The 24,662-nt window shown below is 29.1% G+C and carries 20 protein-coding genes and 1 riboswitch; of the genes, 18 read left to right on the forward strand and 2 right to left on the reverse strand.

Annotated elements, in window-relative coordinates:
- Positions 1 to 163: 163 nt before the first annotated feature.
- Positions 164 to 709: a GNAT family N-acetyltransferase gene (locus B3Z56_RS06325; RefSeq protein ID WP_346877220.1), complete on the reverse strand. Its 546-nt coding sequence runs from the start codon at positions 707 to 709 to the stop codon at positions 164 to 166.
- 468 nt (positions 710 to 1,177) lie between these two features.
- Positions 1,178 to 1,363, forward strand: a riboswitch (cobalamin riboswitch).
- 319 nt (positions 1,364 to 1,682) lie between these two features.
- Between B3Z56_RS06325 and B3Z56_RS06330 the strand changes: the two genes are divergently transcribed.
- The 13 genes from B3Z56_RS06330 to B3Z56_RS06390 all read left to right on the forward strand — a co-directional run bounded on the left by B3Z56_RS06330 (position 1,683) and on the right by B3Z56_RS06390 (position 16,720).
- Positions 1,683 to 2,816, forward strand: coding sequence for an ABC transporter substrate-binding protein (locus B3Z56_RS06330; RefSeq protein ID WP_346878482.1), 1,134 nt, complete (start codon positions 1,683 to 1,685; stop codon positions 2,814 to 2,816).
- 4 nt (positions 2,817 to 2,820) lie between these two features.
- Positions 2,821 to 3,882: an iron ABC transporter permease gene (locus B3Z56_RS06335; protein ID WP_346847279.1), complete on the forward strand. Its 1,062-nt coding sequence runs from the start codon at positions 2,821 to 2,823 to the stop codon at positions 3,880 to 3,882.
- The gene (locus B3Z56_RS06340; RefSeq protein ID WP_346847280.1) at positions 3,882 to 4,640 is read left to right on the forward strand and encodes an ABC transporter ATP-binding protein; all 759 of its coding nucleotides are present in this window, start codon (positions 3,882 to 3,884) and stop codon (positions 4,638 to 4,640) included. Before B3Z56_RS06335 ends, B3Z56_RS06340 begins: the two co-directional genes overlap by 1 nt.
- 35 nt (positions 4,641 to 4,675) lie before the next feature.
- Positions 4,676 to 5,455, forward strand: a complete 780-nt coding sequence (locus B3Z56_RS06345) for a nicotianamine synthase family protein (protein WP_346847281.1) — start codon at positions 4,676 to 4,678, stop codon at positions 5,453 to 5,455.
- Positions 5,452 to 6,771, forward strand: a complete 1,320-nt coding sequence (locus B3Z56_RS06350) for an opine metallophore biosynthesis dehydrogenase (RefSeq protein WP_346847282.1) — start codon at positions 5,452 to 5,454, stop codon at positions 6,769 to 6,771. Before B3Z56_RS06345 ends, B3Z56_RS06350 begins: the two co-directional genes overlap by 4 nt.
- On the forward strand, positions 6,758 to 7,609 hold the full coding sequence (locus B3Z56_RS06355) for a DMT family transporter (RefSeq protein ID WP_346847283.1): 852 nt from the start codon (positions 6,758 to 6,760) through the stop codon (positions 7,607 to 7,609). Before B3Z56_RS06350 ends, B3Z56_RS06355 begins: the two co-directional genes overlap by 14 nt.
- A 247-nt stretch (positions 7,610 to 7,856) precedes the next feature.
- Positions 7,857 to 8,363: a GNAT family N-acetyltransferase gene (locus tag B3Z56_RS06360; RefSeq protein ID WP_035131214.1), complete on the forward strand. Its 507-nt coding sequence runs from the start codon at positions 7,857 to 7,859 to the stop codon at positions 8,361 to 8,363.
- A gap of 475 nt (positions 8,364 to 8,838) precedes the next feature.
- Entirely contained in the window at positions 8,839 to 10,227 is a 1,389-nt protein-coding gene (locus B3Z56_RS06365; RefSeq protein WP_346878483.1) for an MATE family efflux transporter, read from the forward strand.
- A 291-nt stretch (positions 10,228 to 10,518) separates the two neighbouring features.
- On the forward strand, positions 10,519 to 12,282 hold the full coding sequence (locus B3Z56_RS06370; RefSeq protein WP_346878484.1) for a PAS domain-containing protein: 1,764 nt from the start codon (positions 10,519 to 10,521) through the stop codon (positions 12,280 to 12,282).
- Positions 12,283 to 12,327: 45 nt separating this feature from the next.
- Positions 12,328 to 12,573, forward strand: a complete 246-nt coding sequence (locus B3Z56_RS06375; protein WP_346847287.1) for a hypothetical protein — start codon at positions 12,328 to 12,330, stop codon at positions 12,571 to 12,573.
- Positions 12,557 to 12,985, forward strand: a complete 429-nt coding sequence (mscL, locus tag B3Z56_RS06380; RefSeq protein ID WP_346847288.1) for a large conductance mechanosensitive channel protein MscL — start codon at positions 12,557 to 12,559, stop codon at positions 12,983 to 12,985. Before B3Z56_RS06375 ends, mscL begins: the two co-directional genes overlap by 17 nt.
- A gap of 420 nt (positions 12,986 to 13,405) precedes the next feature.
- On the forward strand, positions 13,406 to 16,342 hold the full coding sequence (locus tag B3Z56_RS06385; RefSeq protein ID WP_346878485.1) for an insulinase family protein: 2,937 nt from the start codon (positions 13,406 to 13,408) through the stop codon (positions 16,340 to 16,342).
- Between the two features lie 180 nt (positions 16,343 to 16,522).
- Positions 16,523 to 16,720, forward strand: coding sequence for a cold-shock protein (locus B3Z56_RS06390; protein WP_035131204.1), 198 nt, complete (start codon positions 16,523 to 16,525; stop codon positions 16,718 to 16,720).
- A gap of 153 nt (positions 16,721 to 16,873) precedes the next feature.
- On the opposite strand, the gene B3Z56_RS06395 is transcribed toward B3Z56_RS06390, so the two are convergent.
- Entirely contained in the window at positions 16,874 to 17,563 is a 690-nt protein-coding gene (locus B3Z56_RS06395; protein ID WP_346877228.1) for a TetR/AcrR family transcriptional regulator, read from the reverse strand.
- Between the two features lie 221 nt (positions 17,564 to 17,784).
- On the opposite strand from B3Z56_RS06395, the gene B3Z56_RS06400 reads away from it, so the two are divergent.
- The 5 genes from B3Z56_RS06400 (at position 17,785) to B3Z56_RS06420 (ending at position 24,649) form a co-directional block, all read left to right on the forward strand.
- Positions 17,785 to 19,110 carry a glycine/sarcosine/betaine reductase component B subunit gene (locus tag B3Z56_RS06400; protein WP_346877229.1) on the forward strand — a complete coding sequence of 442 codons (1,326 nt, stop codon included), beginning with the start codon at positions 17,785 to 17,787 and terminating at the stop codon, positions 19,108 to 19,110.
- An 18-nt stretch (positions 19,111 to 19,128) separates the two neighbouring features.
- On the forward strand, positions 19,129 to 20,439 hold the full coding sequence (gene grdH, locus B3Z56_RS06405) for a betaine reductase selenoprotein B (RefSeq protein ID WP_346878486.1): 1,311 nt from the start codon (positions 19,129 to 19,131) through the stop codon (positions 20,437 to 20,439).
- Positions 20,440 to 20,527: 88 nt separating this feature from the next.
- On the forward strand, positions 20,528 to 22,069 hold the full coding sequence (locus B3Z56_RS06410) for a glycine betaine uptake BCCT transporter (RefSeq protein ID WP_346878487.1): 1,542 nt from the start codon (positions 20,528 to 20,530) through the stop codon (positions 22,067 to 22,069).
- Positions 22,070 to 22,324: 255 nt separating this feature from the next.
- Complete coding sequence (locus tag B3Z56_RS06415; protein WP_346847293.1) at positions 22,325 to 23,488, forward strand: SAM-dependent methyltransferase; 1,164 nt, start codon at positions 22,325 to 22,327, stop codon at positions 23,486 to 23,488.
- Positions 23,489 to 23,563: 75 nt separating this feature from the next.
- A complete protein-coding gene (locus B3Z56_RS06420; RefSeq protein ID WP_346847294.1) occupies positions 23,564 to 24,649 on the forward strand; it encodes a CdaR family transcriptional regulator in 1,086 nt (361 codons plus the stop codon).
- Positions 24,650 to 24,662: the final 13 nt, after the last annotated feature.

Below are 24,662 nucleotides of genomic sequence, written 5' to 3' on the forward strand. Positions count from 1 at the left end.
ATATGAAAAGTGAGGAAAGAAAAGAGTTGTAGTTGCAATAAAAATTTTATACCTTTATTGAACTATATAAAGATATAAGGAGCTGTCGCACTAATTTTTTAGTGTGACAGCTCCTTTACTTTAGACTTTACTGCACCTGTGAAATAAAGTTGGTAATGACACTTTACTTCATATTTATGGTCTTCCATTCATCTACAAGCATCCCATATTCATAGGTGTCTTTCCAGAGAGGATTACCATTTTCATCCTCAAAGAAATAGATATTTTGGAGACGGTGTCCTTCTCTTCTCATATTTACAGCTTCAAGCAGTTTCCAAGAAGATATGTTTCGGGGATCACAATTAGCAATTATACGTCTTGTACCTAGATTCTCAAAGGCATATTTCATAATAGCTTTTACACTTTCAGTAGCGTACCCTTTTCTATGATATTTGGAGTTAAATATATATCCAAGTTCCCAAGTCATAAAATCCTCTTTACTAAAATATAAATTGCCAATTACTTTTCCTGTACTCTTCAAGGAGACAGCCAAAAATGTATCACCCTTTGACCTGGATAGTGCTTCTTCTTTACAATCTTCCTCGGAGAAAGGCTTGTAGGGTTCAAATTTTAATACTTGCTCATCAGAAAAATACTCATGTAAATCTCTCCAGTCCTCAGGAGTAAAGTTACGAATTATTAATCTCTCAGTTTCAACTTTACAAATCATTTTTTTATACTCCATTTCATTCATTATTTATAATTAATTACTCAAACCTCGCACATGTAAATATAGCTTAACCCATTGATTTATCAAAGGTTTTGTGCTCAAATTTGCAGAGAATTCCTCTGGAAAATGATATGATGTAAATACCCAAAATACAATATATTAAATTTTTGGATGAATTATCTTATGAACAGTTTACCACAAAATAACCCAAAAAAAATGATTTAATAAAATTCATTTTAAACTATATGAAGCAATTTAAAGTTATGTAGTCTCATTAAAAATCAAATTGCTATAAGCAGTTAAAAAAGTAGCTTAATTTTGCAATAATTATGCTTATTAAATTACTTCGATATTGATAGTGCAATGGTTGAAATACTTTTTGTGCTGCGAAGTTTGAGTTATTATGAAAACAAATAATTCGAATTATTTGACAAAATATATAAGTATATGTATTATATAGATATAAAATTACATATTGTGTTTTATGGTTGCATACGCAATAACAGGGAATGAGGTTAGAATCCTCAACAGCCCCCGCTACTGTAATAGCTACGAAACTCTTTAAAAGTCACTATGAAAATAATTCATGGGAAGGCAAGGAGAATTAGGTTTGAAGCTATAAGTCAGGAGACCTACCATAAAATAAAGTTTGCAATTTCGGTGGGAAATTAAAGCGGCAAAGATTATTAATAGATATCAAATGTATATTTTAGTATACATTTTTTATTCTGTGTATATGTGTGCTTAAAGTCCTAGAAATAGGACTTTTTTTATTTTCACTATTTATATTTTTATATTTTTTACCAATTTTGTATTGATAATGAATTTCAAATATGATACTATGTTTTTATGAAATTGATATTCATTATCATTAACAGGTTAATAAATCATAATAGAAGTAAAGAGGGAGGTGGCTAAACATTCTTATATGAAAACCAAATTGTATTATAGAAAGTAAGAGGAGTGATTTTTTATGAAAAAACTAGTTAGTATAATGGTATCTTTAATAATGATAGTAGGGATAACAGGATGCTCACAGGAAAAGGAAAAAAACTCAGAAGAAAGTACTGTTATAGAAGTAGAAGACATAAATGGTGATGTAGTTACTTTAAATAGGCCAGCAGAAAAAATATTTTTAGGATTTTATATAGAAAATTATCTTGCAGTGTCTGGGGATTTTAAACTAGATAGAATTGTTGCTATGTCAAAAGGAGAAACAAAGGATTTAATGAATGCAATGTGGAGTAAGTATGCAGAAATAATTCCTAATTTAGAAGGGTGTATTGATACAGGATCTATTTACTTAGATAGTTTCAGTATGGAGAAACTAATTGAGGCAAAACCAGATTTAGTAATTCTTGCACCTTATCAGGCAAAAAAAATAGGGGATGGGATTAATACTATAAAAAGTCTAGGGATTCCTGTAGCAGTAGTTGACTACAATTCTTTTACTTTAGATAAGCATGTAAAAAGTACAGAAATACTTGGAAAATTATTAGGAAAAGAAGAAAGAGCAAAGGAACTTGTTGAAAATTATAAAAGTCATATAAAAAATGTTGAAGATAGAGTAAAAGATATACCAGAAGATAAGCTTAAATCTGTTTATTTTGAACTTGCAAGTCAAGGTCCAGATACCTATGGAAATTCTTATGGAAACTCTTTATGGGGAAATATACTTAAAACTGCAAAATGTAAAAATATTGCTGAAGAGAAAGTTGAAGAATATGGTCCACTAAATCCTGAATACGTTATCTCCAGCAATCCTGATATTATAATGTTCTCAGGACAAACTAATTCTCAAGATAAGGGAAAACAAAGATTTGAGATGGGATTCAATGTAAATGAGGATAGAGCTGTAGAAACAATGAATATGTATTTAAAAAGACCAGGTTGGAACAATCTAAATGCGGTAAAAAATAAAGAAGTATATGGTTTTGATCATAGCGGACTTAGAACTCTTTATGATTATGTATATCTTCAATATGCTGCAAAGGCAATTCATCCGGAAAAGTTTAAAGATGTAGATCCAATGAAAAATCTAAATGAATTTTATGAAAAATATTTACCAGTAAAACCAGCAGGTACTTTTATGATAAAGGGGGAATAGTCAAATGACTAATAAAATAAAAGTATTGGAGGATTTAAATGAGGGAGAGGATGTATATAAGAACATAAATAAAAAAAGATTTATTTTATTTGCTATTACAATTATAGCATTACTTGTATTTTCTATTTTAGATTTAATTGTTGGACCCTCTGGGATGTCTTTATCAGAGGTAATACGGACTTTAATACAAGGACCTACTAAAGAAAATATAAATTCAGCTGTTATGTGGTCTATAAGACTTCCAATGACATTAACATGTATATTTGTGGGAGCTTCATTGGGATTAGCAGGATCTCATATGCAAACTATACTTAGTAATCCATTAGCTAGTCCATATACTTTAGGTATTTCATCAGCAGCTGGCTTTGGGGCTTCTCTTGCTATTGTCACAGGAATTACTATTGGAAACATAGGATGGATTTCTATACCTTTAATGGCATTTGCTTTTTCATTTATATCTAGTTTATGTATATATTTTATAGGTAAAAGTAAGGGTATGAAGTCTATAACAATGGTGTTAACAGGTATTGTTATTCATTTTCTATTTCAGGCACTACAATCTTTAGTTCAGTATATGGCAGCACCAGAAGTATCACAACAAATTGTATTCTGGATGTTTGGAAGTTTATTAAAATCTACCTGGATTGGGGTATTTATTACTGCAAGTATTTTTCTTTTATGTTTCTTACTAACTACAACTATAGTATGGAAAATAACAGCCCTATCTGCCGGAGAAGAAAGAGCAAGAAGTCTTGGAATAAATGTAGACAAATTAAAGTTAAGGGTATTTTTAATATCAACTTTGTTAACTACAGGAGCTGTTTCATTTATAGGTCCTATTGGATTTATAGGATTAATTTCTCCGCATTTTGCAAGGTTATCCGTTGGAGAAGATCAAAGATATTTATCTCCCGTTTCAGCTATATTTGGAGCATTAATCATGGTTGTAGCTTCTATAATATCTAAAGTAATAAAACCAGGTGCATTAATACCTATAGGCATTGTTACATCTATTGTTGGAGTACCTTTTTTACTTTTTTTATTACTATCTAAGGGGGCAGAGTAATGAGTTTTATTACAGTAGATAAGGTTTCAGTTAAATATAAAAATAAAGAGGTATTAAGAGATATTACTTCTACTTTTAACCAAGGTGAAATAACTTCAATTATTGGTCCTAATGGTACAGGAAAGACAACCTTTATAAAAGCTATATCTAATATGGTTAACTATGGAGGTCATATATATATGAATGAAAATAATAAGGAGAAAATATCCATGGAAAAAGTGGGCTATGTGCCGCAGATGAGTAATAGTAGTTCTGGTTTAACTGTATTTGAAATGGTATTGCTTGGACATATGAAGGATTTAAAGTGGAAAATTTCTAAGGATAAACTAGAAGAAACAAATAAAATATTGAAAAAAATAAATTTAAGTCATCTAAGTTATAATAAATTTTCTAGTTTAAGTGGAGGAGAAAAACAATTAGTGATTATGGCACAAACCTTAGTTTCAAAGCCCAAAATACTACTATTAGATGAACCAACCAGCGCATTAGATATAAGACATCAGCTACAAGTTTTAGATCTAGCAAGAGAGTATACTACAGAAAATAATGCTATTACTATAGTTGTAATTCATGACTTAGCTTTGTCAACTAGATATAGTGACAAAATAGTATTATTTAACAAAGGATATGTGATGAAGGAAGGAAAACCAGAGGAAGTATTACAACCATCATTATTGAAAGAGGTTTATAAGGTAGATGTAGAAGTTTGCTGCACGAAGAAAGGTTATTTTACAGTTACCCCTATTACATGTAGTTAAATAATAGTAAAAATAAAGTTTTGAGGTGAGAGGGTATGAATAAACATAAATTTTTATTAAATTTAAAGTTGTTAAACATAGATATTAAAGAAATTATGAACTTATGCAAAGAGCATAATGAATGTTTTTCAGTCTTAAAAGATAAACTTGATTACGTATGTGATTTTATACTAGATAATTCAAATAATTTAAAATGGAAGAAATATTTATCAGAAGAAACGTATGATTCTCTAGTTAGAGAACTTAGAAACTCTACTTCAAATGCCTTAGGATGGGTTGAAAAGTTTCAAGCTCATAGCATATTAAGCGGTAGTGTGGATTCATTCAAGTATTCTGATGAATTAAATCTTGCTGTGCAAAATGAAATACTGGAGTTTGAAATAAATACCAAATCAAGGATTCTATTTATTGGCTCTGGAGCTATGCCTATAACAGCTTTTACTATAAAAAATGAAGTTGATTGTGAAGTGACATGTTTAGATATTGATAAAGAAGCACTTGATTTGTCTCAAAGATTATCAGATAAGTATGGGATCAAAAATATATTCTTTTCATCCCAAGATGTAAGTAAATTTGATTTAAACAACTTTACTCATATTATTATAGCTTCTTTAGTTGAAGAAAAATTAGATATTGCAAAATTTTTATTAGAAAATATCAATGGAGATACAAAGGTTATTTTAAGGTATGGAAATGAGTTAAAAAGTATATTTAATTACCCTTTGGATACAAAGATATTGAAACATTGTCAAAAAACAATAATAAAAGACAGTAAATATATTTATGAAAGTATAGTTTTGGAGAAATCTGTATGATGATTAAAGATATATATAATAATTTGGGAAACATATTAATAGTAGGTTCAGGACCTGTAGCAATGAATATGACAATTAATTTATCTAAAGGGTTTTTGGGTGAAATAGGTATGGTTGCTAGAGAAAGTGATAAAACTATATCTTTTTTACAACAATTAAAAAATAATGATTTTACAATAATGGGGAACGCATCAAAAAGAGAATTATTTAAAGTAGAAGGAAGCTATAAATTAAAAAAATTATATATAGGACATGCTAATATAGATGATATCTGGGATACTATGGTATTGTGTGTTCCATGTGATTGCTATATGGACATATTAAAAAAAGTAGATTTACTAAGGCTTACTAGAGTAAAAACGATTATTTTAGTATCACCAGAGTTTGGGTCTAGTATAATAGTTTCTAATTACTTAAATAGAGAGATAAGGGAATTAGAGATAATTTCTTTGTCTAATTATTTCGGTGCAACTAAGTATTCATCATCAAAATCATTAATAGAAGTAACAACAAAAGCTTTGAAAAAAAAGATATATATAGGTTCATCATTAGAATATAGCTATAAAGTACAAGTTCTAAAAAGTTTTCTAAAAGATATTGGAGTTATTTCAGAAATATTAAATGATCCATTAGAAGTTGAAAGCAGAAACATAACTATGTTTGTACATCCAGCTTTTTTAATTAATGATATTAGTTTAAATCAAGTATTTGATTATGATAAAACAAATAAATATGTATACAAGCTATATCCAGAAGGACCTATAACAATGAATACTATATCTATTATGCGTTCTTTATGGAAAGAAATATGTCAAGTGTATATGAAACTCAGGATTAAACCTATTAATATACTTAAGTTTTTAAACGATGATAATTATCCAGTTTTAGAAGAATCTATATCAAGAGAAAATATAGATAAATATATGGAATATGATACCATAAAACAAGAATATTTACTTTATGTTAGATATTCCTCAATATTAATTGATCCGTTTTCCATACCAGATAAAAATGGAAGATACTTTGAGTTTTCAAGGATTCCTTATCCAAAAATTTATAAAGATAATAGGGGAAAATGGAATATACCAAGAATGCCATTTGAAGATTATAAAAAGATCAAGCTTTTATATGCTATAGGAAAAAAATTAAATATAGACATGGAAAATGCAAAATATTTATTAGACTTATTTGATATTTACTTAAATAAATTTATTGAAGATAAGGGTGAGAATAATATAAATAATAGTGTATTTGAAGATCATAGCATAAACAATGCAAAAATTATAATTAAGGAGCGATTAAATGAGAGTAGATAAAGGTGTAATATTGGCAATACTATCTTCATTTACGTTTAGTATAATGAATGTTTTAGTAAAGTTAGTTAGTAATAGAATACCCTCTAATGAAATAGCTTTTTTTAGAGGCATAATTGGTGTGATTTTAATATTGATATTAATGAAGGGAACTAATGTAAAGTTTTCTAAAGAAGGAAAACCACTTTTATTAATGAGAGGGCTTCTAGGAGGACTTTACATGGTAACATACTTCTTTGCAATTTCTACAATGAAGTTAGGAGATGCTTCTATATTAGCACATTTATCAGGTGTTTTTGTAATGATATTTTCTGCAATGTTTTTGAAGGAAAGACTACCAAAGAATGCTTGGATATTTATTATAATTATTTTATTTGGGGCAAGCCTTATAATAAATCCATTTAGATATTCCACATATTCTTTTTATGCTATATTTGGATTGTTAAGTGCAATCCTATCAGCAAGTGCTTCTATAACTATTAGAAAATTAGCAAAATCTAAGAAACATCATTCTTATGAAATTGTATTTTATTTTTTAGCTGCATCTACAATAGTAGCGGCTATATTAATGAGAAATAATTTTGTAGTACCAACAGTTAGAGAATTTGTTTTATTGTTTATTTTAGGAGTTGTTTCCTTATTAGCACAAATATTTTTAACAGGTGCGTTTGGAAATACTAATGCTGTAATTGTAGAAGTAGTAAGGTATATAGGAATATTATTTAATGCAACTTGGGGATTGATATTATTTGGAGAATCTTTATCCGTATACTCTATATTAGGAGGAATTCTTATAATTGGAGCATCTATTGTTTTATCCAGACAAAAATCTTTAGAGTAGGGGAAATCAAATGTAATAAAAAGACTTTTAATAACTTTAACTGGGATTAAAAAGCTAAAAATGGGAAATATAAACTAATTGGAAAAGTTGTAGAAAACAAAGGAAAGTACAATAAAAACAAGTTAAACTTAGTTAATCAGCAATTAAGATTTTTACTTATATTAAGATTAATAGTATTATAAATCATAGTTACTAGTAAATTAACATATGTTTGCAAGCATTAAATAGGTTTAAGGAGTTGTACTTTGTGGAAATAAACAGTATAGTCCTAAGCCCAGAAGTATATAGATCTGATGCAGAAAAGATAGCTGATTGGCTTAGTGATGAGGAAATTGTAAAGTATTTAAATGAAGATAATAAGGCTAGAGAGAACTTAATTAATGTTATAGATAGAATAAATCTGCCAATTTTAACTCATTTATTTAATAACAACTGTAGATTTTTTACTATAAAAAATCCCTATGGAACTATAGGTTTTTTAAGACTTATCCCAAAAGGTGAAACAATTGAAATTGTTATAGCTGTGGGAGAAAAGGAACTGTGGGGAAAAGGTATAGGCCATAATGCAGTTATGGAAGCGTTAAAAACTGCATTTTTTGAAATGAGGACAGAAAAAGTTGTTGCAAAAATTAAGAAAGATAATAAAAGGTCTCAAAACCTTGTAAAGGGAATTGGATTTAGAGAAATAAAAAAACTTGAAAAAGAAGTAGAATATCATATTACAAAGGAAATATTCTGGAAGAAAGCAGCATAATAATCTTTTATATGAGAGTAAATAAAATAATAAAGAAAAAATTTTAGACAACCATCTTAGGTAATAAACTGGGAGGGTTGTTTTTTTATTGAGAATTAAATTATTGTTATAGTAGATAAAACTTTTACTAATGAATTTTTATCATTTAACAACAACATTAAATTTAAAACAAAAATTGACAAGAATTCAGAATTGTTATACACTAATATTAATTCGAGTATCGAAGTAATATTCAAAAGACCAGTGCATTTAAAAGATTTATCCTAAAGGACAACGACTTCTAAGTACCCAAAATACCGATATTAAGAATTCAGTTGGTAAGATTCAAAGAAACTAAGAACTATGTTTATTATATAAATTTTAAAAATAAAATAAGTTATAAAAGAATGAAATTTAGAGCTAACCATTTATGGTTAGCTCTAAATTAAGGAAAAATTGAAGTTTAATTTATTAAATTTAATCAGGAGGTAGATGTATGGTAAAATTTTCAGAACTTTTTTCTCCTAAAGACATGACTGAGGGGACACCATGGAAACGAATTGTAGAATTTTCATTACCAATGCTTATTGGGAATATAGCTCAGCAGTTTTATAACACAGCGGATTCTATTATTGTGGGTAAGTATGTAGGTGATAATGCACTGGCTGCTGTAGGTAGTGCATCTCCAATATTAAATCTTTTACTTGTACTTTTTGTTGGAATTGCAACAGGAGCAGGAATCATGGTTGCTCAATATTTTGGAGCAAAGGATAGAGAAAGGCTTTCTCATACCATTGGGGTATGCATATCTCTTACTGCTATAGCATCTCTAATCATAATGGTTATAGGGCCTCTAGTTACTCGTCCATTGTTATCTTTTCTTAACACTCCAGCATCTATAATAGATTGGTGTGCAGATTATCTTGTTATTTATTATGTAGGTATAGCAGGCTTTGCTTATTACAATATTTTAGCAGGAGTACTTAGAGGACTTGGCGACTCTATATCTGCTCTTGGATTTTTACTTATTGCTACAATTTTAAATGTATTCCTTGATCTTTGGTTTGTTGCAGGACTTGGAATGGGGGTACCAGGAGTTGCTTTGGCAACTATTATTGCTCAAGGTATATCAGCAGTTCTTTGTATTATTAAGTTAGCAAGAATGAATAGTACCTTTGATTTTAATCTTAAGATGCTTGTACCAGCTAAGGAATATTCTATGAAGCTTATAAAACTTGGATTGCCATCTGGATTTACTCAAGCCATATTTTCTATTGCAATGATTGTTGTACAATCTCTAACTAATAGTTTTGGAGAAATGGTTATAGCATGTAATGTAATTGTTATGCGTGTAGATGGATTTGCTATGATGCCTAACTTCACCTTTGGTAATGCAATGACAACCTATGCTGGACAAAATATTGGAGCTAAAAAGATGGATAGAGTTGATAAGGGTACTAAAGATGGTACTATGATTGCTGTTGGAGTTTCTACTGTTATAACAATTTTAATTTTAATTTTTGGTAAATATCTTATGGGTGTTTTCACTGATACAGCAGAATTAGTTGACTTAAGTATGCATATGATGCGTATTCTTGCAGTGGGTTATATTGCTATGGCAGTAACTCAAAGTTTATCAGGTGTAATGAGAGGTGCAGGGGATACTATGACACCTATGTGGATTTCTCTAATTACTACGGTGATTTTACGTGTACCTGTTGCTTATGGTATTGCATATTTAACTCGTAGTGCAGCTTATCCTACTGGAAGACCAGAATCTACATTTATATCACTACTTGTCTCTTGGACACTTGGAGCAATTGTAACTACAGTTTTCTTTAAGAGAGGTAAGTGGAGAAATAAAGGTTTTGCTGGACATGATTAAAAGTGCATGAATTAAATAGATTTTAAGAAGACGATTATATCAATAGTGCAATTGATATAATCATCTTTTTTTATTCAGTTTTAGATATTGAAAATATTGCAGTTGTTATACTGAAGATAACTAAATAATATTAAGAAATATTGTGATAGTAATCACAGATTTATAAATAAAATAATGATACATTGTAAATGAAAGACATTATCAATTAGAAACAATATGATGTTAAATAGAAATTTTAAGTTTAAATAATATATTTAAATTTTATATAAAATATGAGGAGAATGAAAATATATGAAAAAGCAAATTAACTACATTACTATTGATGGACGTGGAGACCATGAGACTTTTAAAGATTGTATTACTAAAGCAATTAAGGAGTTGAAATCAAATGAAGGTATACATGTAATTAAAGATTTCGAACCTTTTCCTATGTATAAAATGATGGATGGTAAAGGCTTTGATAAATATGTAGAGAAGTTAAGTGATGAAGAATTTCATGTTTACTTCACTCCTAAAGAGAAAATAGAAAAAATTCAAATGGAGGATAATTTAGAAATCGACCATGATAAAGTTAAAAAGATCATGGAAATAAAACTTAAGTATTTAAGAGGAGAAATATCTATAGAACTAGCAAAAGAAGAACTGATAACATCAGTTAAAAGTGTAACAGCTCAAGAATTTGCTATATGTGAGCAATATCTTCAGCAATATGGTATAACTGATGATGAATTAGCAGAGAGAATGTATGAAATTCTGCAAATTTTTGATGGAATACTTACAAGTAATAAAATAGACGTTAAATTAGGTCATCCAATTAGAACCTATTTAGAGGAAGGAAAGGCTATAAGAAATGTTTTAATTGAAGCTAATAATATGTTAAATAAAAAGTTTATTAAAAATCAATGGGCTGAGGTATATGATAAATTAGAAGAAATTAATATACATTTTTCAAGAAAGCAAAATCAACTATATCCTGCTCTCGAAGGTAAGGGCTTCGATAAACCTTCTAAAGTAATGTGGACCTTAGAAAATAATATAAAAGATATTATTAAAAAAGCTAAAGAGTATTTAGATAGGGATGAACATGAAAAGTTTTTAGATATTCAAAATGAAGTAATTGAAATGATTGAGGATATGATGATAAAAGAAGAAGAAATACTTTATCCAACTTCAATGGATCTTCTTGACCATGAAGATTTTATTAAGATGAGAAAAGGTGATGATGAAATTGGATATTGTCTAATTGAGAAACCACCTTATTACAAAGAAGATGAAATTAAAAAAGATGAAAATGCGTCTAATAATGAACTTCTGAAGGATTTGGCAAAGGTTTTACAAAAACATGGAATATTCAATAAAGAAGATAATGAAGTGTTAGATGTAAGCCAAGGAAAGTTAACACTTAAGCAGATAAACTTAATTTTTAAACATCTTCAAGTAGATTTATCCTATGTAGATGAAAATGAGATTGTAAAGTTTTATAGTGATACAAAACATCGAGTATTTCCAAGAAGTGCAGGAGTTATAGGAAGAAAGGTGCAAAATTGCCATCCAAGAGAAAGTGTTCATATGGTAGAAGAAATTATTAGAGCGTTTAGAGCGGGTGAACAAGATCAGGCAGAGTTTTGGTTAGAAATCGGTGGTAAGTTTATTTATATAATCTATAATGCAGTAAGAGATGAAGAAGGGAATTTTAGAGGAGTACTTGAGATGATGCAGGATGTAACAAAGATTAGAGGATTACAGGGAAGTCAGAGATTATTATCTTGGACTAATGAAAAACAAGAAAGTAAAAAGGATGAGGTAAGTGGTGAGGTTATAAAAAATCAATATGGATTAACAAAGGAAACTGTTATAGGTGACTTAGTAAAAAAATATCCATTTCTAAAAGAATTCTTACTAAACCTTTCACCTAAGTTTAGTAAACTAAAAAATCCAGTATTATTTAAGACTATGGCATCTATAGCTACATTAGATATGATTAGTGAAAGAGGCGGATTTGAGGTTGAAGAGATTATAAGTAAAATCACAGAAGAAATTAATAGTAGAAATTAAAAACTAAGAATATCAAAGAAGTTTCAGTATAATAGAATTTATATTATGCTGGAACTTCTTTTAAAAGATGTTGTCATAGATGAAAAAAATAGTAGTAATAAAGATGTTGACATTGAAGTATTTATATATGTAACATTAGATGGAATAGGGTCTGTTGGACATGTTCATTTATGTTATAATGGACAAGTTATATCCTATGGTAATTATGATGATAGATCTTTTAGGCTATTAGGTATAGCAAGTAGAGTTTTTTATTATTTTAAGGAGGAAAAGTATGTTAAAGGAATTTAAAAAATTTGCGATTAAAGGTAATATGATTGACTTAGCAATTGGTATGATTATAGGTGCAGCTTTTACTAAGCTTGTAACATCTTTGGTTGAGACAGTAATAATGCCTATTATTAGTATTTTTGTAGGTAGAATTGATTTTTCAAATTTGTTTATTGCTTTAGATGGAAAAGAATATGTAACTCTAGCTGCTGCAAAGGAAGCTGGAGCCTCAGTAGTTGCTTATGGAACTTTTTTAACTGGACTTATAGACTTTTTAATTATGACATTTGTAGTATTTATTGTGGTAAAGCAACTTGATAGGTTTAAAGGCAAAGAAGAAGCAAAACCTGTAACAACTAAAAAATGTCCTTACTGTATTTCAGAAATCTCAATTGAAGCATCAAAATGCCCTCATTGTACTTCTGACTTATAAGATGTATAAGTTTTAATAAAGTTTTTATAGTATATAAAATTGAAGAGCTTGTTTATGTATGTAGCATAACTTATATTAATTGTATTTACAAGTATGTTAAAAAATGTTATGATTGAATAGTTAGAATATTGAAAGGAGGTCGTTTTTAAGTGAAAAGTATAAAAAATTTGAATAAAAGTGAATTTTATAATACCTATAACGGCCTTAAGAATAGATTTTAACATATTTATTTTGATATTTTAAGTCATGGGGTTGTTTGGACTCTATGACTTTTTATTTTTTTAGTAAAATGAGAAGTTGTAGATATCTTGGTTTAACTAAGGTATATCTATAACTTTTTTATTTAATATAAAGTTATGAATAGTAATGGTTTAAAATGATTTTAAACCACTATTAGGAGTGATTGTGGGGGGAATTTATATGCAATTTAAAACTAACGAAATCTACTATGGATTTAAATTATTAAAAGAGGAGAAGGTAGAAGAGGCACAATCCATGGCTAGAATATTTGAACATGTGAAAAGTGGAGCAAGACTTTTACATTTAGAAAATGAAGATGATAATAAGTTATTTTCTATAAGTTTTAGGACAACTCCTACAGATAGTACTGGAGTTGCTCATATATTAGAGCATTCTGTACTTTGTGGTTCAAGAAAATTTAAGGCTAAGGATCCTTTTGGAGATATGGCCAAGAGTTCATTACACACTTTTTTAAATGCTATGACATTTACAGACAAAACTATGTATCCTGTAGGAAGTAGAAATAGTAAAGATTTTATGAATTTAATCGATGTATATTTAGATGCAGTTTTACATCCTAGAATATATGAAAATCATGAAATATTACGTCAAGAAGGTTGGAGATATGAATTAGATGAAAATACTAATAAACTAGCGTATAAGGGTGTAGTTTATAGTGAAATGCAAGGAGCCATGTCATCACCAGAGGAAGTTATTTGTAGTGATATATATAGATCAATATTTCCAAATACTACTTATGCCTTTGTTTCAGGTGGAGATCCAGAGGATATACCTAATCTAACTCAAGAGGATTTTGAAAAGTTTCATAGCAAATTTTATCACCCATCTAATAGTTATATCTATCTATACGGGGATCAGGATTTGGATGCATGTCTTAAGTTTATAAATGATGAATATCTTTATCAATTTGACAGAATAGAGATATCTTCTCATATAGATGATGTGAAAAATTTTGAAGGTATGGTAGAAAGAACTGCTAATTATTCTATTAGGGAGGATGAAGATGAAGAAAATAAGGCATTTTTAGCACTAAATTTTGCCTTTGAAGAAACATGTAATGGAGAGGCATATTTAGCTACAAAAATACTTTATAACATGTTAATTGAATCCTCAGCATCTCCAATAAAAGCTGCCTTACTTAAAGCTGGTATAGGTGAGTGTATTATAACAAGGGATGATATGAATATGGATGCAACTAAGGAAATATTATTCCCAATAGTAGCTAAGAATGTAGATATTACAAAGAAGAGTGAATTTATAAATGTTATTATGAATACTCTTAAAGAACTTGTAGACAAGGGATTAGATAAGGATCAATTGAAGGCAGCTATAAACACCATTGAATTTGATTTGCGTGAAGCTGATCCATGGAGAACTGCTAATAAGGGAATCGAATATAATGATTGGGTTTTAAATAGTTGGATATATGATGGAGATCCTCTTGTTCACTTGAAGTATGAAGATATCCTTAATAAGATAAAAACTGCTTTAGACAATGGATATTTTGAGAAGTTTATTGAAAAGAATATGGTTAAAAATCCCCATTGTTCCTTAGTAGTTTTGACACCTAAAAAGGGATTAGAAGATGCTAGAAATAAAGCATTAGAAAAAAAGCTAGAAAATTATAGAAGTTCTTTATCCGAAAAAGAAATAAAAGAGCTTATGGAGCGAAATAGGAAGTTAAAAGAAGCTCAAGTTAGGGTTGATACCCAAGAAGAAAAAGATACTCTTCCAAAGCTACCTATAGAAGAGGTAGATAAAAAAGTAGAAAAAATTCCTCAAGAGGTTGTAAAAGAACAAGGAATAACCATTTTAAAACATCATATTCCTACAAATAAAATAGTGTATATTAATCTGCTATTTGATGCAAAAGTAATTGAAGAAAAGTATATTCCTTATTTAGGACTTTTAAAGGATGTTTTAGGGGAGCTTGATACTGAGAAAAGAGGTTATTCTCAATTAATCACAGAAATCTATAAAACTACAGGTGGAATAACTTTTGAAAATCAAGTATACACTGAGAAAAATAATAGTCAGGCATATCATCCTAAATTTATAGTTAAATCAAAGGTAATTGCAGAAAACATTTCATCTCTACTAGAGTTAGTAAATGAAATAATTACTACTACTAAATTTGATGATTTAAGTAGGCTTAAACAAATTATTCAAGAAACAAAATCAAAGCTTCAAATGAGAGTTATAAATGCAGGACATGAGGTTGGGATGAACAGAGTATTTGCACAAACTTCTTGTGGTAGAGGATACTGGGAAAAAATTAGTGGTGCAACTTATTATGAATTCATCTGTAATTTAGAAAAAAGTATTGAGAAATCTGGTAAGGAAGTTAGAAGCAATCTTATTAAGGTTTATGAAACAATATTTAATAAAAATAATTTAATTATCTCAGTGGTGGGAGAAGAAAAAGAAGTTGAAACAGTAGTAACTAATATTAATAAGGTTATTTGTAACATTAAAACTGAACCTACTAAATTATATAATCTTGAGCATAAGAGCAAAAAAAATATCGAAGCTATAATAACTGCTAGTAATGTGCAATATGTAGTTAAGGGATTTAATTTTGCAGATCTTGGTTATGAATATTCAGGGAAAATGAGAGTGCTTTTAAATATATTAGATAATGAATATTTATATCCTAGAGTTCGTCTTCAAGGTGGTGCTTATGGATGTTATAGTGACATGAATAAGGATGGTAATTTAGCAATTTTCTCCTATCGTGATCCTAATCTTACAAGAACTATAGATGTATATAATGAAGCTTATAAATTCTTAGAAGAAGTAGATTTTACCAAGGAGGATATGGAAAAATTTATAATAGGATCTGTTGGACAGTTATATAAACCATTAACTCCTGATAGAAAAGGTGAAAAAGCAGTTGCAGACTATATTTGCAATGTAACTCAAGAAGACATTCAAAGATGGAGAGATGAACTTTTAAGTACTACTAATGAAGATATAAGAAGTTATGCTTCAATGATTAAGATAGGAATGAATGAAAATTATTGTTGTATAGTAGGTAATGAAGGAAAAATTAAGGAAAATAAAACTATTTTTAATAAAACAAGTAAATTATTATAAAATAACTTGCTTTATATAATAAAGTGTAGTATGCTTAATAAGAACTTAAATTAATAGTAAATAATATAAACCAATATGTTTCAATTAGTACTTAATAAATAGAGTATGTTAATATCGAAATTTTGTTAGTGAATTATTACAATGAATTTAAGAAAAATAAAATTTCGGAGGTATACATTTATGAATGGTACAGTAAAATGGTTTAATGGAGAAAAAGGTTTTGGATTTATTACAGGAGAAGATGGAACAGATGTTTTCGCACACTTTTCTCAAATAAATTCTGATGGTTATAAATCACTTGAAGAAGGTCAAAAAGTTTCTTTTGACGTAGCTAAAGGACCAAAAGGACCACAAGCAGAAAATATTACTATTATCTAGTTTTTAATTAGTAAATATTTACCCCTTAAATAGTTATACTATTTAAGGGGTTTTTTATATTTAAAAATTATAAATTATTTAAAAGTGTGATTACACAATATATGTAAATATTAAATTAATATTCATTTTAAATACATCTACATTAATGGCATTTTATAGAGTTAAAAAAGGTGATAAAACATTGGAAGACTTTAAGTTATAATAATGCAAGGTGTTATAAATAAATTTTAGAATAATTTCTAATGCCCTTTTTTTACTATATCCATCAACATGGTTTGTAACTTTCATCAATAAACCTTCAAAAAAAATAATAATATTTTCACTTAATTCTTTAACATCTTCTTGATTTATATACCCATCTTTAATACATACTTCAAGTAAAGCAAGATCACGTTCATTAATATAATCTTTATCTAGCATAGTAGATAAAGATGTTGGGAGACTTTTTAATTCATTAGGAAAAATTTCATAATATTCCTTCATAGTATCTTTAACACTAAGATGACCTTGATCTAGAAATATTGATTTAAAGATTTTAGGATTGTTAAAAGCGTGTATAGAGAAACACTTCCAAATACCTAAATAATTCTCTAAAGATGAATTGTCTTCACTAATATAATTAGGAAGATCTTGAATATATAAATTATAATATTTCATGCAAGCAAAAAACAAAATATGATTTAAATTTTTAAAGTACTTATATGCAGTAGCAACGTTATATCCTGTAGCATGAGCAATTTTTCTTGCTGTAACATTTTCTATACCTTCTTCATCTATAAGTTTATTAGCTGAACTTATGAAAGAAACTATCATTTCTTTTCTTTCTATGGCTGACTTAGTCATAAGATTACCCCTTTAATTTACTCATTATTAATATGTATCTTTATTATAACATTAAAATTTAAATTTATAATGATATAAGATTAACTATTTGATTTTTAAATACATAGAATTTGTTAATTAAATAACAAAAAAACGTAAACGCGTTTACAAAATGCAATTAGAGGAATAAAATAATATTATAAATATTAAGAATATTAAAAAAATAATAAGGGAGTGGGAGTATGAAACTAGAAATTGGAAATTTTCATGTGGAAGATATAGTTTTTGGCGAAAAAACAGAATTTACTCAAGGAATACTAACTATTAATAAAAAGGAAGCATTAGATTTTGTTTTAGAGGACAAGCACATAATTGAAGCAGATTTATTTATTGTTAAACCAGGTGACAATGTACGACTTATGCCAGTAAAAGAAGCTATAGAGCCAAGAGTAAAATTGAATGGAGATTCATTATTTCCAGGTTATACAGGAGATTTAGTTAAAGCAGGTAATGGTAGAACTCATGCACTGAAGGATTGTAGTCTGCTGGTAGTGGGAAAACATTGGGGTGGATTTCAAGATGGACTTATTGATATGAGTGGAGAAGGTGCAAAATATACCTACTATTCTCAACTTAAAAATATAGTACTAGTTGCTGATACAGATGAAGAATTTGAAAAAAGAGAACAACAGAAAAAAAATAAAGCTTTAAGAGAAGCAGGACATAAACTTGCAGAATTTATAGGCAGTGTTGTTAAAGATTTAGAACCAGAAGAAATTGAAGAATATGAACTAAAGCCAGTAATAAAACGTGAAAAAAGGGTAAATGAACTTCCAAGTATGGTATTTGTTATGCAACCTCAATCTCAAATGGAAGAGTTAGGGTATAACACATTTTTGTATGGATGGGACATGAATCGTATGCTACCAACCTTTATGCATCCCAATGAAGTTTTAGATGGAGCGTTGGTATCAGGCAGTTTCATGCCTTGCTCATCTAAATGGTCAACTTATGAGTTTCAAAATAATCCTACAATAAAAAGACTTTATAAAGAACATGGAAAGACAATAAATTTCTTAGGAATAATAATGTCAAATCTGAATGTAGCTTTAGAACAAAAAAACCGTGCAGCGCTATTTGTAGCACAGATTGCAAAGTCTATTGGAGCTGATGGTGCAATAGTTGCAGAGGAAGGATATGGTAACCCTGATGCAGATTTTACAGCCTGTATAGTTGCTCTTGAAGATGCGGGAGTAAAAGTTGTAGGACTTACTAATGAGTGTACTGGAAGAGATGGACAATCACAGCCACTAGTTTCTATGGACGAAAAGGCTGATGCTATAGTGTCTTGTGGTAATGTGTCAGAATTAATAACTCTTCCACCAATGGAAACTGTTATAGGAGAATTAGAATCTCTAGGTAGAGACGGTGTATCTGGTGGTTGGGAAAATGATGAGATACTTGGACCTTCTGTAAGATCAGATGGATCAATAATAATGGAGAATAATGCTATGTTCTGTGGAGATCAAGTTTGTGGTTGGTCGCCAAAAACAATGATAGAGTTTTAGTAACTAGGAGGGGATAAAATGAAAAAGGCAGTAATATATATAAACCAATTCTTTGGTCAAATAGGTGGAGAAGATAAGGCGGATTTTGAGCCTATAATTAAGGAAGGCACAATAGGACCGGCTATAGAGCTAAATAAAAACTTAGATGCAGAAGTTACTCATACAATAATTTGTGGAGATAACTTTATGGGATCTAATACAGAAGAAGCTATAAAAAGAATTATATCTGAACTTAAAAATATAGAATTTGATATTTTCTTTGCAGGCCCAGCTTTTCAAGCAGGAAGATATGGTGTTGCGTGTGGTGAAATCTGTAATGCTGTTAAAGAAGAATTTAATGTTCCAGTAATTACTTCTATGCACATAGAAAATCCTGGGGTAGAAATGTTTAAAAGAGATATGTATGTTTTTGTAGGAGGACATAGTGCAGCTAAAATGAGAAGTGATATAAAAGCTATGGCAACCTTTGGAAATAAGATTTTAAAAGGTGAAGAAACCCTTGGTGCTGAAGTAGAAGGATATCATCCTAGAGGGATAAGACATCAAATTTGGAGAAAAGATGGTAAGTTGGGTGCTGATAGAGCAGTAGAAATGCTTATAGATAAATTATATGGAAGACCGTTTATCACTGAACTTCCAATTCCTAAAACAGATATAGTACCTATAGCAGAGCCAATTAAAGATCTTAAAAATGCAACTATAGCACTTTTAAATACAGGAGGCATCGTCCCTGTAGATAATCCAGATAGAATTCAATCAGCGTCTGCAACAAGATGGGGAAGATACAATATTGATGGCGTAGATGCTCTAAAAGGTGGAGTTTATAAAACAATCCATGCTGGTTTTGATCCTGCAGCAGCAGATGCAGACCCAAATGTAATAGCTCCAATAGATGCATTAAGAGTATATGAGAAAGAAGGAAAATTCAAAAAATTACATGAGTATTTCTATTCAACAGTTGGTACTGGAACTACTCAAGCTGAGGCAAAGAGAATGGCACAGGAGATTTTAGTTCATCTTAAAGATGAAGGTATAGATGGAGTTATAATGGTTTCTACGTGAGGAACTTGTACGCGTTGCGGTGCAACCATGGTTAAGGAAATTGAAAAATCAGGTATGCCAATTGTACAAATGGCAAACTTAATTCCAGTTTCAAAAACAGCAGGAGCAAACAAGATTATTCCTACTATATCTATTCCATATCCGCTAGGAGATCCAGGAACTTCAAAAGAAGAACAATGGAAACTTCGTTACCACAGAGTTGGAGTTGCATTAGATGCCTTAGCTACAGATGTAAAAGAACAAACTGTTTTTAAAGTTAAGTTTTAATATTTAAGGGGCTGTGAAAGTAAATTTACAGCCCCTAAAGAAAACCTACGGCATAATTATCTACTCTAATTTTAAGGAGGATATTGTTATGGGGAATAGCAACACTAATACAAATACAACACTAAATGTAAAGACTAAAAGAAAGCAAGGGACAAATTCAGTTTTTATTATTTCATTGATTATAACTTTTGCTATTGTATTTTGGGGAATTTTAGATAAAAGTGGTTTTGAAAAAATATCCAATAGTGCTCTTAATTTTTTAACTGAAAAATTTGGCTGGGCATACCTGCTTTCTATGATGATATTTGTAGTATTCGCAGTAGTATTAGCATTTAGTAAATTTGGGAAAATAAAACTTGGACCGGATGATTCAAAACCAGAATATAGCACCGTTGCTTGGTTTGCAATGCTATTTGGAGCAGGTATGGGAATAGGACTAGTATTTTGGGGAATTGCAGAGCCTATATCTCACTTTGTAGCACCAATAGAAGGTATGGATCCAGGTTCCGTTGAAGCTGCAAATTTTGCTTTTAAATCTTCTTTTATGCATTGGGGATTCCACCCTTGGGCAAATTATAGTATTATAGGTCTTGCTCTAGCATATTTTCAATTTAGAAAAAATAAACCTGGACTAATTAGCAGCATATTTATTCCATTATTAGGAGAAGAAAGAGTAAATGGACCAATTGGTAAAACTATTGATATACTTGCAGTATTTGCCACAGTAGCTGGAGTTGCAACTTCTTTAGGACTTGGAACACTACAAATTAATAGTGGATTAAGTTATATGTTTGGAGTTTCAGAAACGCCTATAGTTCAGTTAATTATAATATTTGTCATAACAGTAATAGTTATTTGGACTGCAGTTAGTGGGATTGAAAAAGGAATTAGTGCAATATCAAATATAAACTTGGTCATTGCTTTTGGGATTTTAATTTTATCTCTATTTATAGGACCAACCATAAAGATAATAAATACTTTTTTAAATGGTACAGGTGGTTATCTAGCAGAGTTTATAGAGAGTAGCCTGCATATTGAACCTTTTGCAAGTAATAAATGGGTAAATAGTTGGAGAATATTTTACTGGGCGTGGTGGATTGCTTGGGCACCTTTTGTAGGAGTATTTATTGCTAGAATATCCAAAGGAAGAACTATTAGAGAGTTTATAATTGGAGTTATTGTAGCACCAAGTATTGTATCTATAATTTGGTTCTCAGTCTTTGGAACTCTTGGAGTAAATCTTGGTATTACTGGCGAGCTCACAATGGATGTATTAAAAAACTTAGCTGCATCACCAGAAACTGCATTCTTCCAAGTTATAACTAAATATCCACTAGGAAGTATAATTTCAGTATTTACTATAATATTATTAGGTACTTTCTTCATTACTTCAGCTAACTCAGCAACTTTTGTGTTAGGTATGTTATCTTCAAATGGAGATTTAAATCCATCTAATAAAAAGAAAATAATATGGGGTATACTTCAGGCACTGCTAGCTACAGCTTTATTGTTATCAGGTGGATTAGCATCATTACAAACAGCATCTGTAGTTGCTGCATTTCCGTTTATTATAGTAATGCTTTTATGTTGCGTTTCACTGTGGAAGGCACTGAAAACTGAAAAGATATAATTAGCGATTTAGATAGATTGTAAGGTATATATATTAAGTTAATTTATAAAGTTTAAGGGAGTCATAGACTCCCTTTTTAATATTCATTTTTATAACCAATAGTTAAAGCTATATATTATCATTTCATAGAAAATTAAAGATTTATCTATACCCTATGTAGATAATATAATATTTTGGATGTACTTTTTCTTTTAGAACACAATAATTTAATATATGATACAATAGATACAAATATAAATAGTAAGGTGTGTAAAGATGGAAGAATTAAGAAAAGCAATTGATGAAATTATAAAAGAACATATTATAAAATTAGTTATTAGTAATAAGATGAATAAAGATATAGAATATAACAAAATAATATTTATATTAAAGGAAAACAACTCGAAGGAGTATTATCAAATAGAAAAGTATACTGATAAGCAGGTATTTCATGAAAATATTCCTTTAGATTTATTAAAGGAAAAAGTCTTAGAGTATACAATGGATAATTATAAACAAGTTTCTGCTTGGGCAAGTAATATTACCTTTGATTTAAGAATATCTAAAAAGGGTAAAGTTCATTTAGGAAAGAAAACAAGCAATAATGAAAGTCTTATTAATAAAGAACATAATAAAGAAAAGAATTATATCATTAAAGAAGGAATGATAATTGAGCCCCTTATAGATTTAGGAATCTTCACTAAAGAAGGCAAAGTGGTAAATTCTAAGTATGATAAGTACAAACAAATAAATAGATTTGTTGAAATCATTGATGATGAAATTAAAAAGAATGATTATAAAGAGCTTACAATTTTAGATTTTGGATGTGGCAAATCTTATTTAACCTTTGTACTATATTACTATTTTGTAGAGATTAAGAAAATTAATGTTAAGATGATAGGTCTAGACCTTAAAAAGGATGTAATCGAAAAGTGTAATGATATAGCTAAAAGATATAATTATGAAAACTTACACTTTGAACTTGGAGATATAAATGGATTTAAATATAATGATAAGGTTGATATGGTAATTACCTTACATGCTTGTGATACTGCTACAGATTATGCATTATATAATGCTATTAAATGGAATAGCAAAATGATTTTTTCTGTACCTTGTTGTCAGCATGAGTTTAATAAGCAAATGAACACAGAATCCTTATCTATACTTACTAGATACGGCATAGTTCAAGAAAGAGTAGCAGCTCTCATGACTGATGCAGTAAGAGGAAATCTTTTAGAATCTGTAGGATATAAAACTCAGCTTTTAGAATTTATAGATATAGCTCATTCTCCTAAAAACATATTAATTAGGGCATCAAAGGCTAGTATAGCTAAGGAAAAAAAGGAAAAGGCACTTTCAGAGGTTAATGCTTTAATGAATGAATTTAATTTGAATCCTACATTGTTTAATTTATTAAAGCAGGATGAATTAATTTAGTGGTATATAATATTTGTTACAAGGTAACCTCCTTTAAGTTTGTATATAGTGCTTCACAAGGAGATGATTTAAATTATGATAATTAATAAAATCAATTTTAACTTAGCTCAAGAAATAGTAAATGCAGTTAAAGAGGTTGTAGATAAAGATATAAATTTTATAGATATTAATGGGATAATTATAGGTAGTACAGATAAATCTAGACTTAACACCTTTCATCAAGCAGGATATAATGCTATAAAAACTTTGAGTAATGTAACTGTTGAAGATAATGAGGAATATAAAGGAAGTAGAAAAGGTATAAACTATCCCATAAAAATAAACAATATTGCAGTAGGTGCTATAGGTATAACTGGAGAGCCTAGTGAAGTTAGTAAATTTGGATTTTTAGTCACTAAAATCACAGAAATATTTATAAAAGAACAGCAGCTAAATTATAAATACGAAGCAGATAAACAGAGAATAAATTATGTTGTAAAGTCATTGATATATAATAATGTTGAAGATAAAAATGAAATTGAAAATATTCTTCAGGAATTTGGAATAGAGTTAGATCAGCAGTTTGCAATAGTTATTTTAAAGATAAATAAGTATCATAATCTTAGAGAGCTAGAGACTATAGAGAACCATATAAAAGGTGTATTAGATGATATTGGTAATATATTTAAACTATATATTTATCCTAATGAATTCATAGCGTTAGTAAACCAAGAAAGATATAATAAATTAAGAAACACTCATTTGGAAACATTAAGTAAGTATCATGGAATTTTAACTGGGGGAGTAGGGAGGTTAAAGGGTTTATATGAAGCGTATAAATCCTATGAAGAAGCTAGAATTGCCCTTAAATACTCCGCTGAAAACCATGATATTTTAACTTATCTTGATAGCTTGAATTTAGAGCTTATTTTAGAGAGTGTAGATACTGAAACAAAAAATCAGTATAAGGATAAGGTATTAAAATCTCTTGATGAAGAGGATATAAATCTATTGGAGGTTTATTATAAAAATGATATGTCTCTAAAACAAACTGCAGAAGAGCTATATGTACATAAAAATACCCTTCAGTACAGATTAGAAAGAATATATGAAAAATCAGGATTTAATCCAAGGAAATTTAATGAATCCGTAATACTTTATTTAGCTATAAAACTATCATAAAAGGCAAAATGCA

This window comes from Clostridium sp. UBA7791, assembly GCF_002480755.1.
GTDB classification, from domain to species: domain Bacteria; phylum Bacillota; class Clostridia; order Clostridiales; family Clostridiaceae; genus Clostridium_J; species Clostridium_J sulfidigenes.

Coding starts and splice junctions, on each gene's coding strand:
- B3Z56_RS06325 (WP_346877220.1), bottom strand. CDS start 709: ATGATTTGTAAAGTTGAAACTGAGAGATTAATAATTCGTAACTTTACT.
- B3Z56_RS06330 (WP_346878482.1), top strand. CDS start 1,683: ATGAAAAAACTAGTTAGTATAATGGTATCTTTAATAATGATAGTAGGG.
- B3Z56_RS06335 (WP_346847279.1), top strand. CDS start 2,821: ATGACTAATAAAATAAAAGTATTGGAGGATTTAAATGAGGGAGAGGAT.
- B3Z56_RS06340 (WP_346847280.1), top strand. CDS start 3,882: ATGAGTTTTATTACAGTAGATAAGGTTTCAGTTAAATATAAAAATAAA.
- B3Z56_RS06345 (WP_346847281.1), top strand. CDS start 4,676: ATGAATAAACATAAATTTTTATTAAATTTAAAGTTGTTAAACATAGAT.
- B3Z56_RS06350 (WP_346847282.1), top strand. CDS start 5,452: ATGATGATTAAAGATATATATAATAATTTGGGAAACATATTAATAGTA.
- B3Z56_RS06355 (WP_346847283.1), top strand. CDS start 6,758: ATGAGAGTAGATAAAGGTGTAATATTGGCAATACTATCTTCATTTACG.
- B3Z56_RS06365 (WP_346878483.1), top strand. CDS start 8,839: ATGGTAAAATTTTCAGAACTTTTTTCTCCTAAAGACATGACTGAGGGG.
- B3Z56_RS06370 (WP_346878484.1), top strand. CDS start 10,519: ATGAAAAAGCAAATTAACTACATTACTATTGATGGACGTGGAGACCAT.
- B3Z56_RS06375 (WP_346847287.1), top strand. CDS start 12,328: ATGCTGGAACTTCTTTTAAAAGATGTTGTCATAGATGAAAAAAATAGT.
- mscL (WP_346847288.1), top strand. CDS start 12,557: ATGTTAAAGGAATTTAAAAAATTTGCGATTAAAGGTAATATGATTGAC.
- B3Z56_RS06385 (WP_346878485.1), top strand. CDS start 13,406: ATGCAATTTAAAACTAACGAAATCTACTATGGATTTAAATTATTAAAA.
- B3Z56_RS06390 (WP_035131204.1), top strand. CDS start 16,523: ATGAATGGTACAGTAAAATGGTTTAATGGAGAAAAAGGTTTTGGATTT.
- B3Z56_RS06395 (WP_346877228.1), bottom strand. CDS start 17,563: ATGACTAAGTCAGCCATAGAAAGAAAAGAAATGATAGTTTCTTTCATA.
- B3Z56_RS06400 (WP_346877229.1), top strand. CDS start 17,785: ATGAAACTAGAAATTGGAAATTTTCATGTGGAAGATATAGTTTTTGGC.
- B3Z56_RS06410 (WP_346878487.1), top strand. CDS start 20,528: ATGGGGAATAGCAACACTAATACAAATACAACACTAAATGTAAAGACT.
- B3Z56_RS06415 (WP_346847293.1), top strand. CDS start 22,325: ATGGAAGAATTAAGAAAAGCAATTGATGAAATTATAAAAGAACATATT.
- B3Z56_RS06420 (WP_346847294.1), top strand. CDS start 23,564: ATGATAATTAATAAAATCAATTTTAACTTAGCTCAAGAAATAGTAAAT.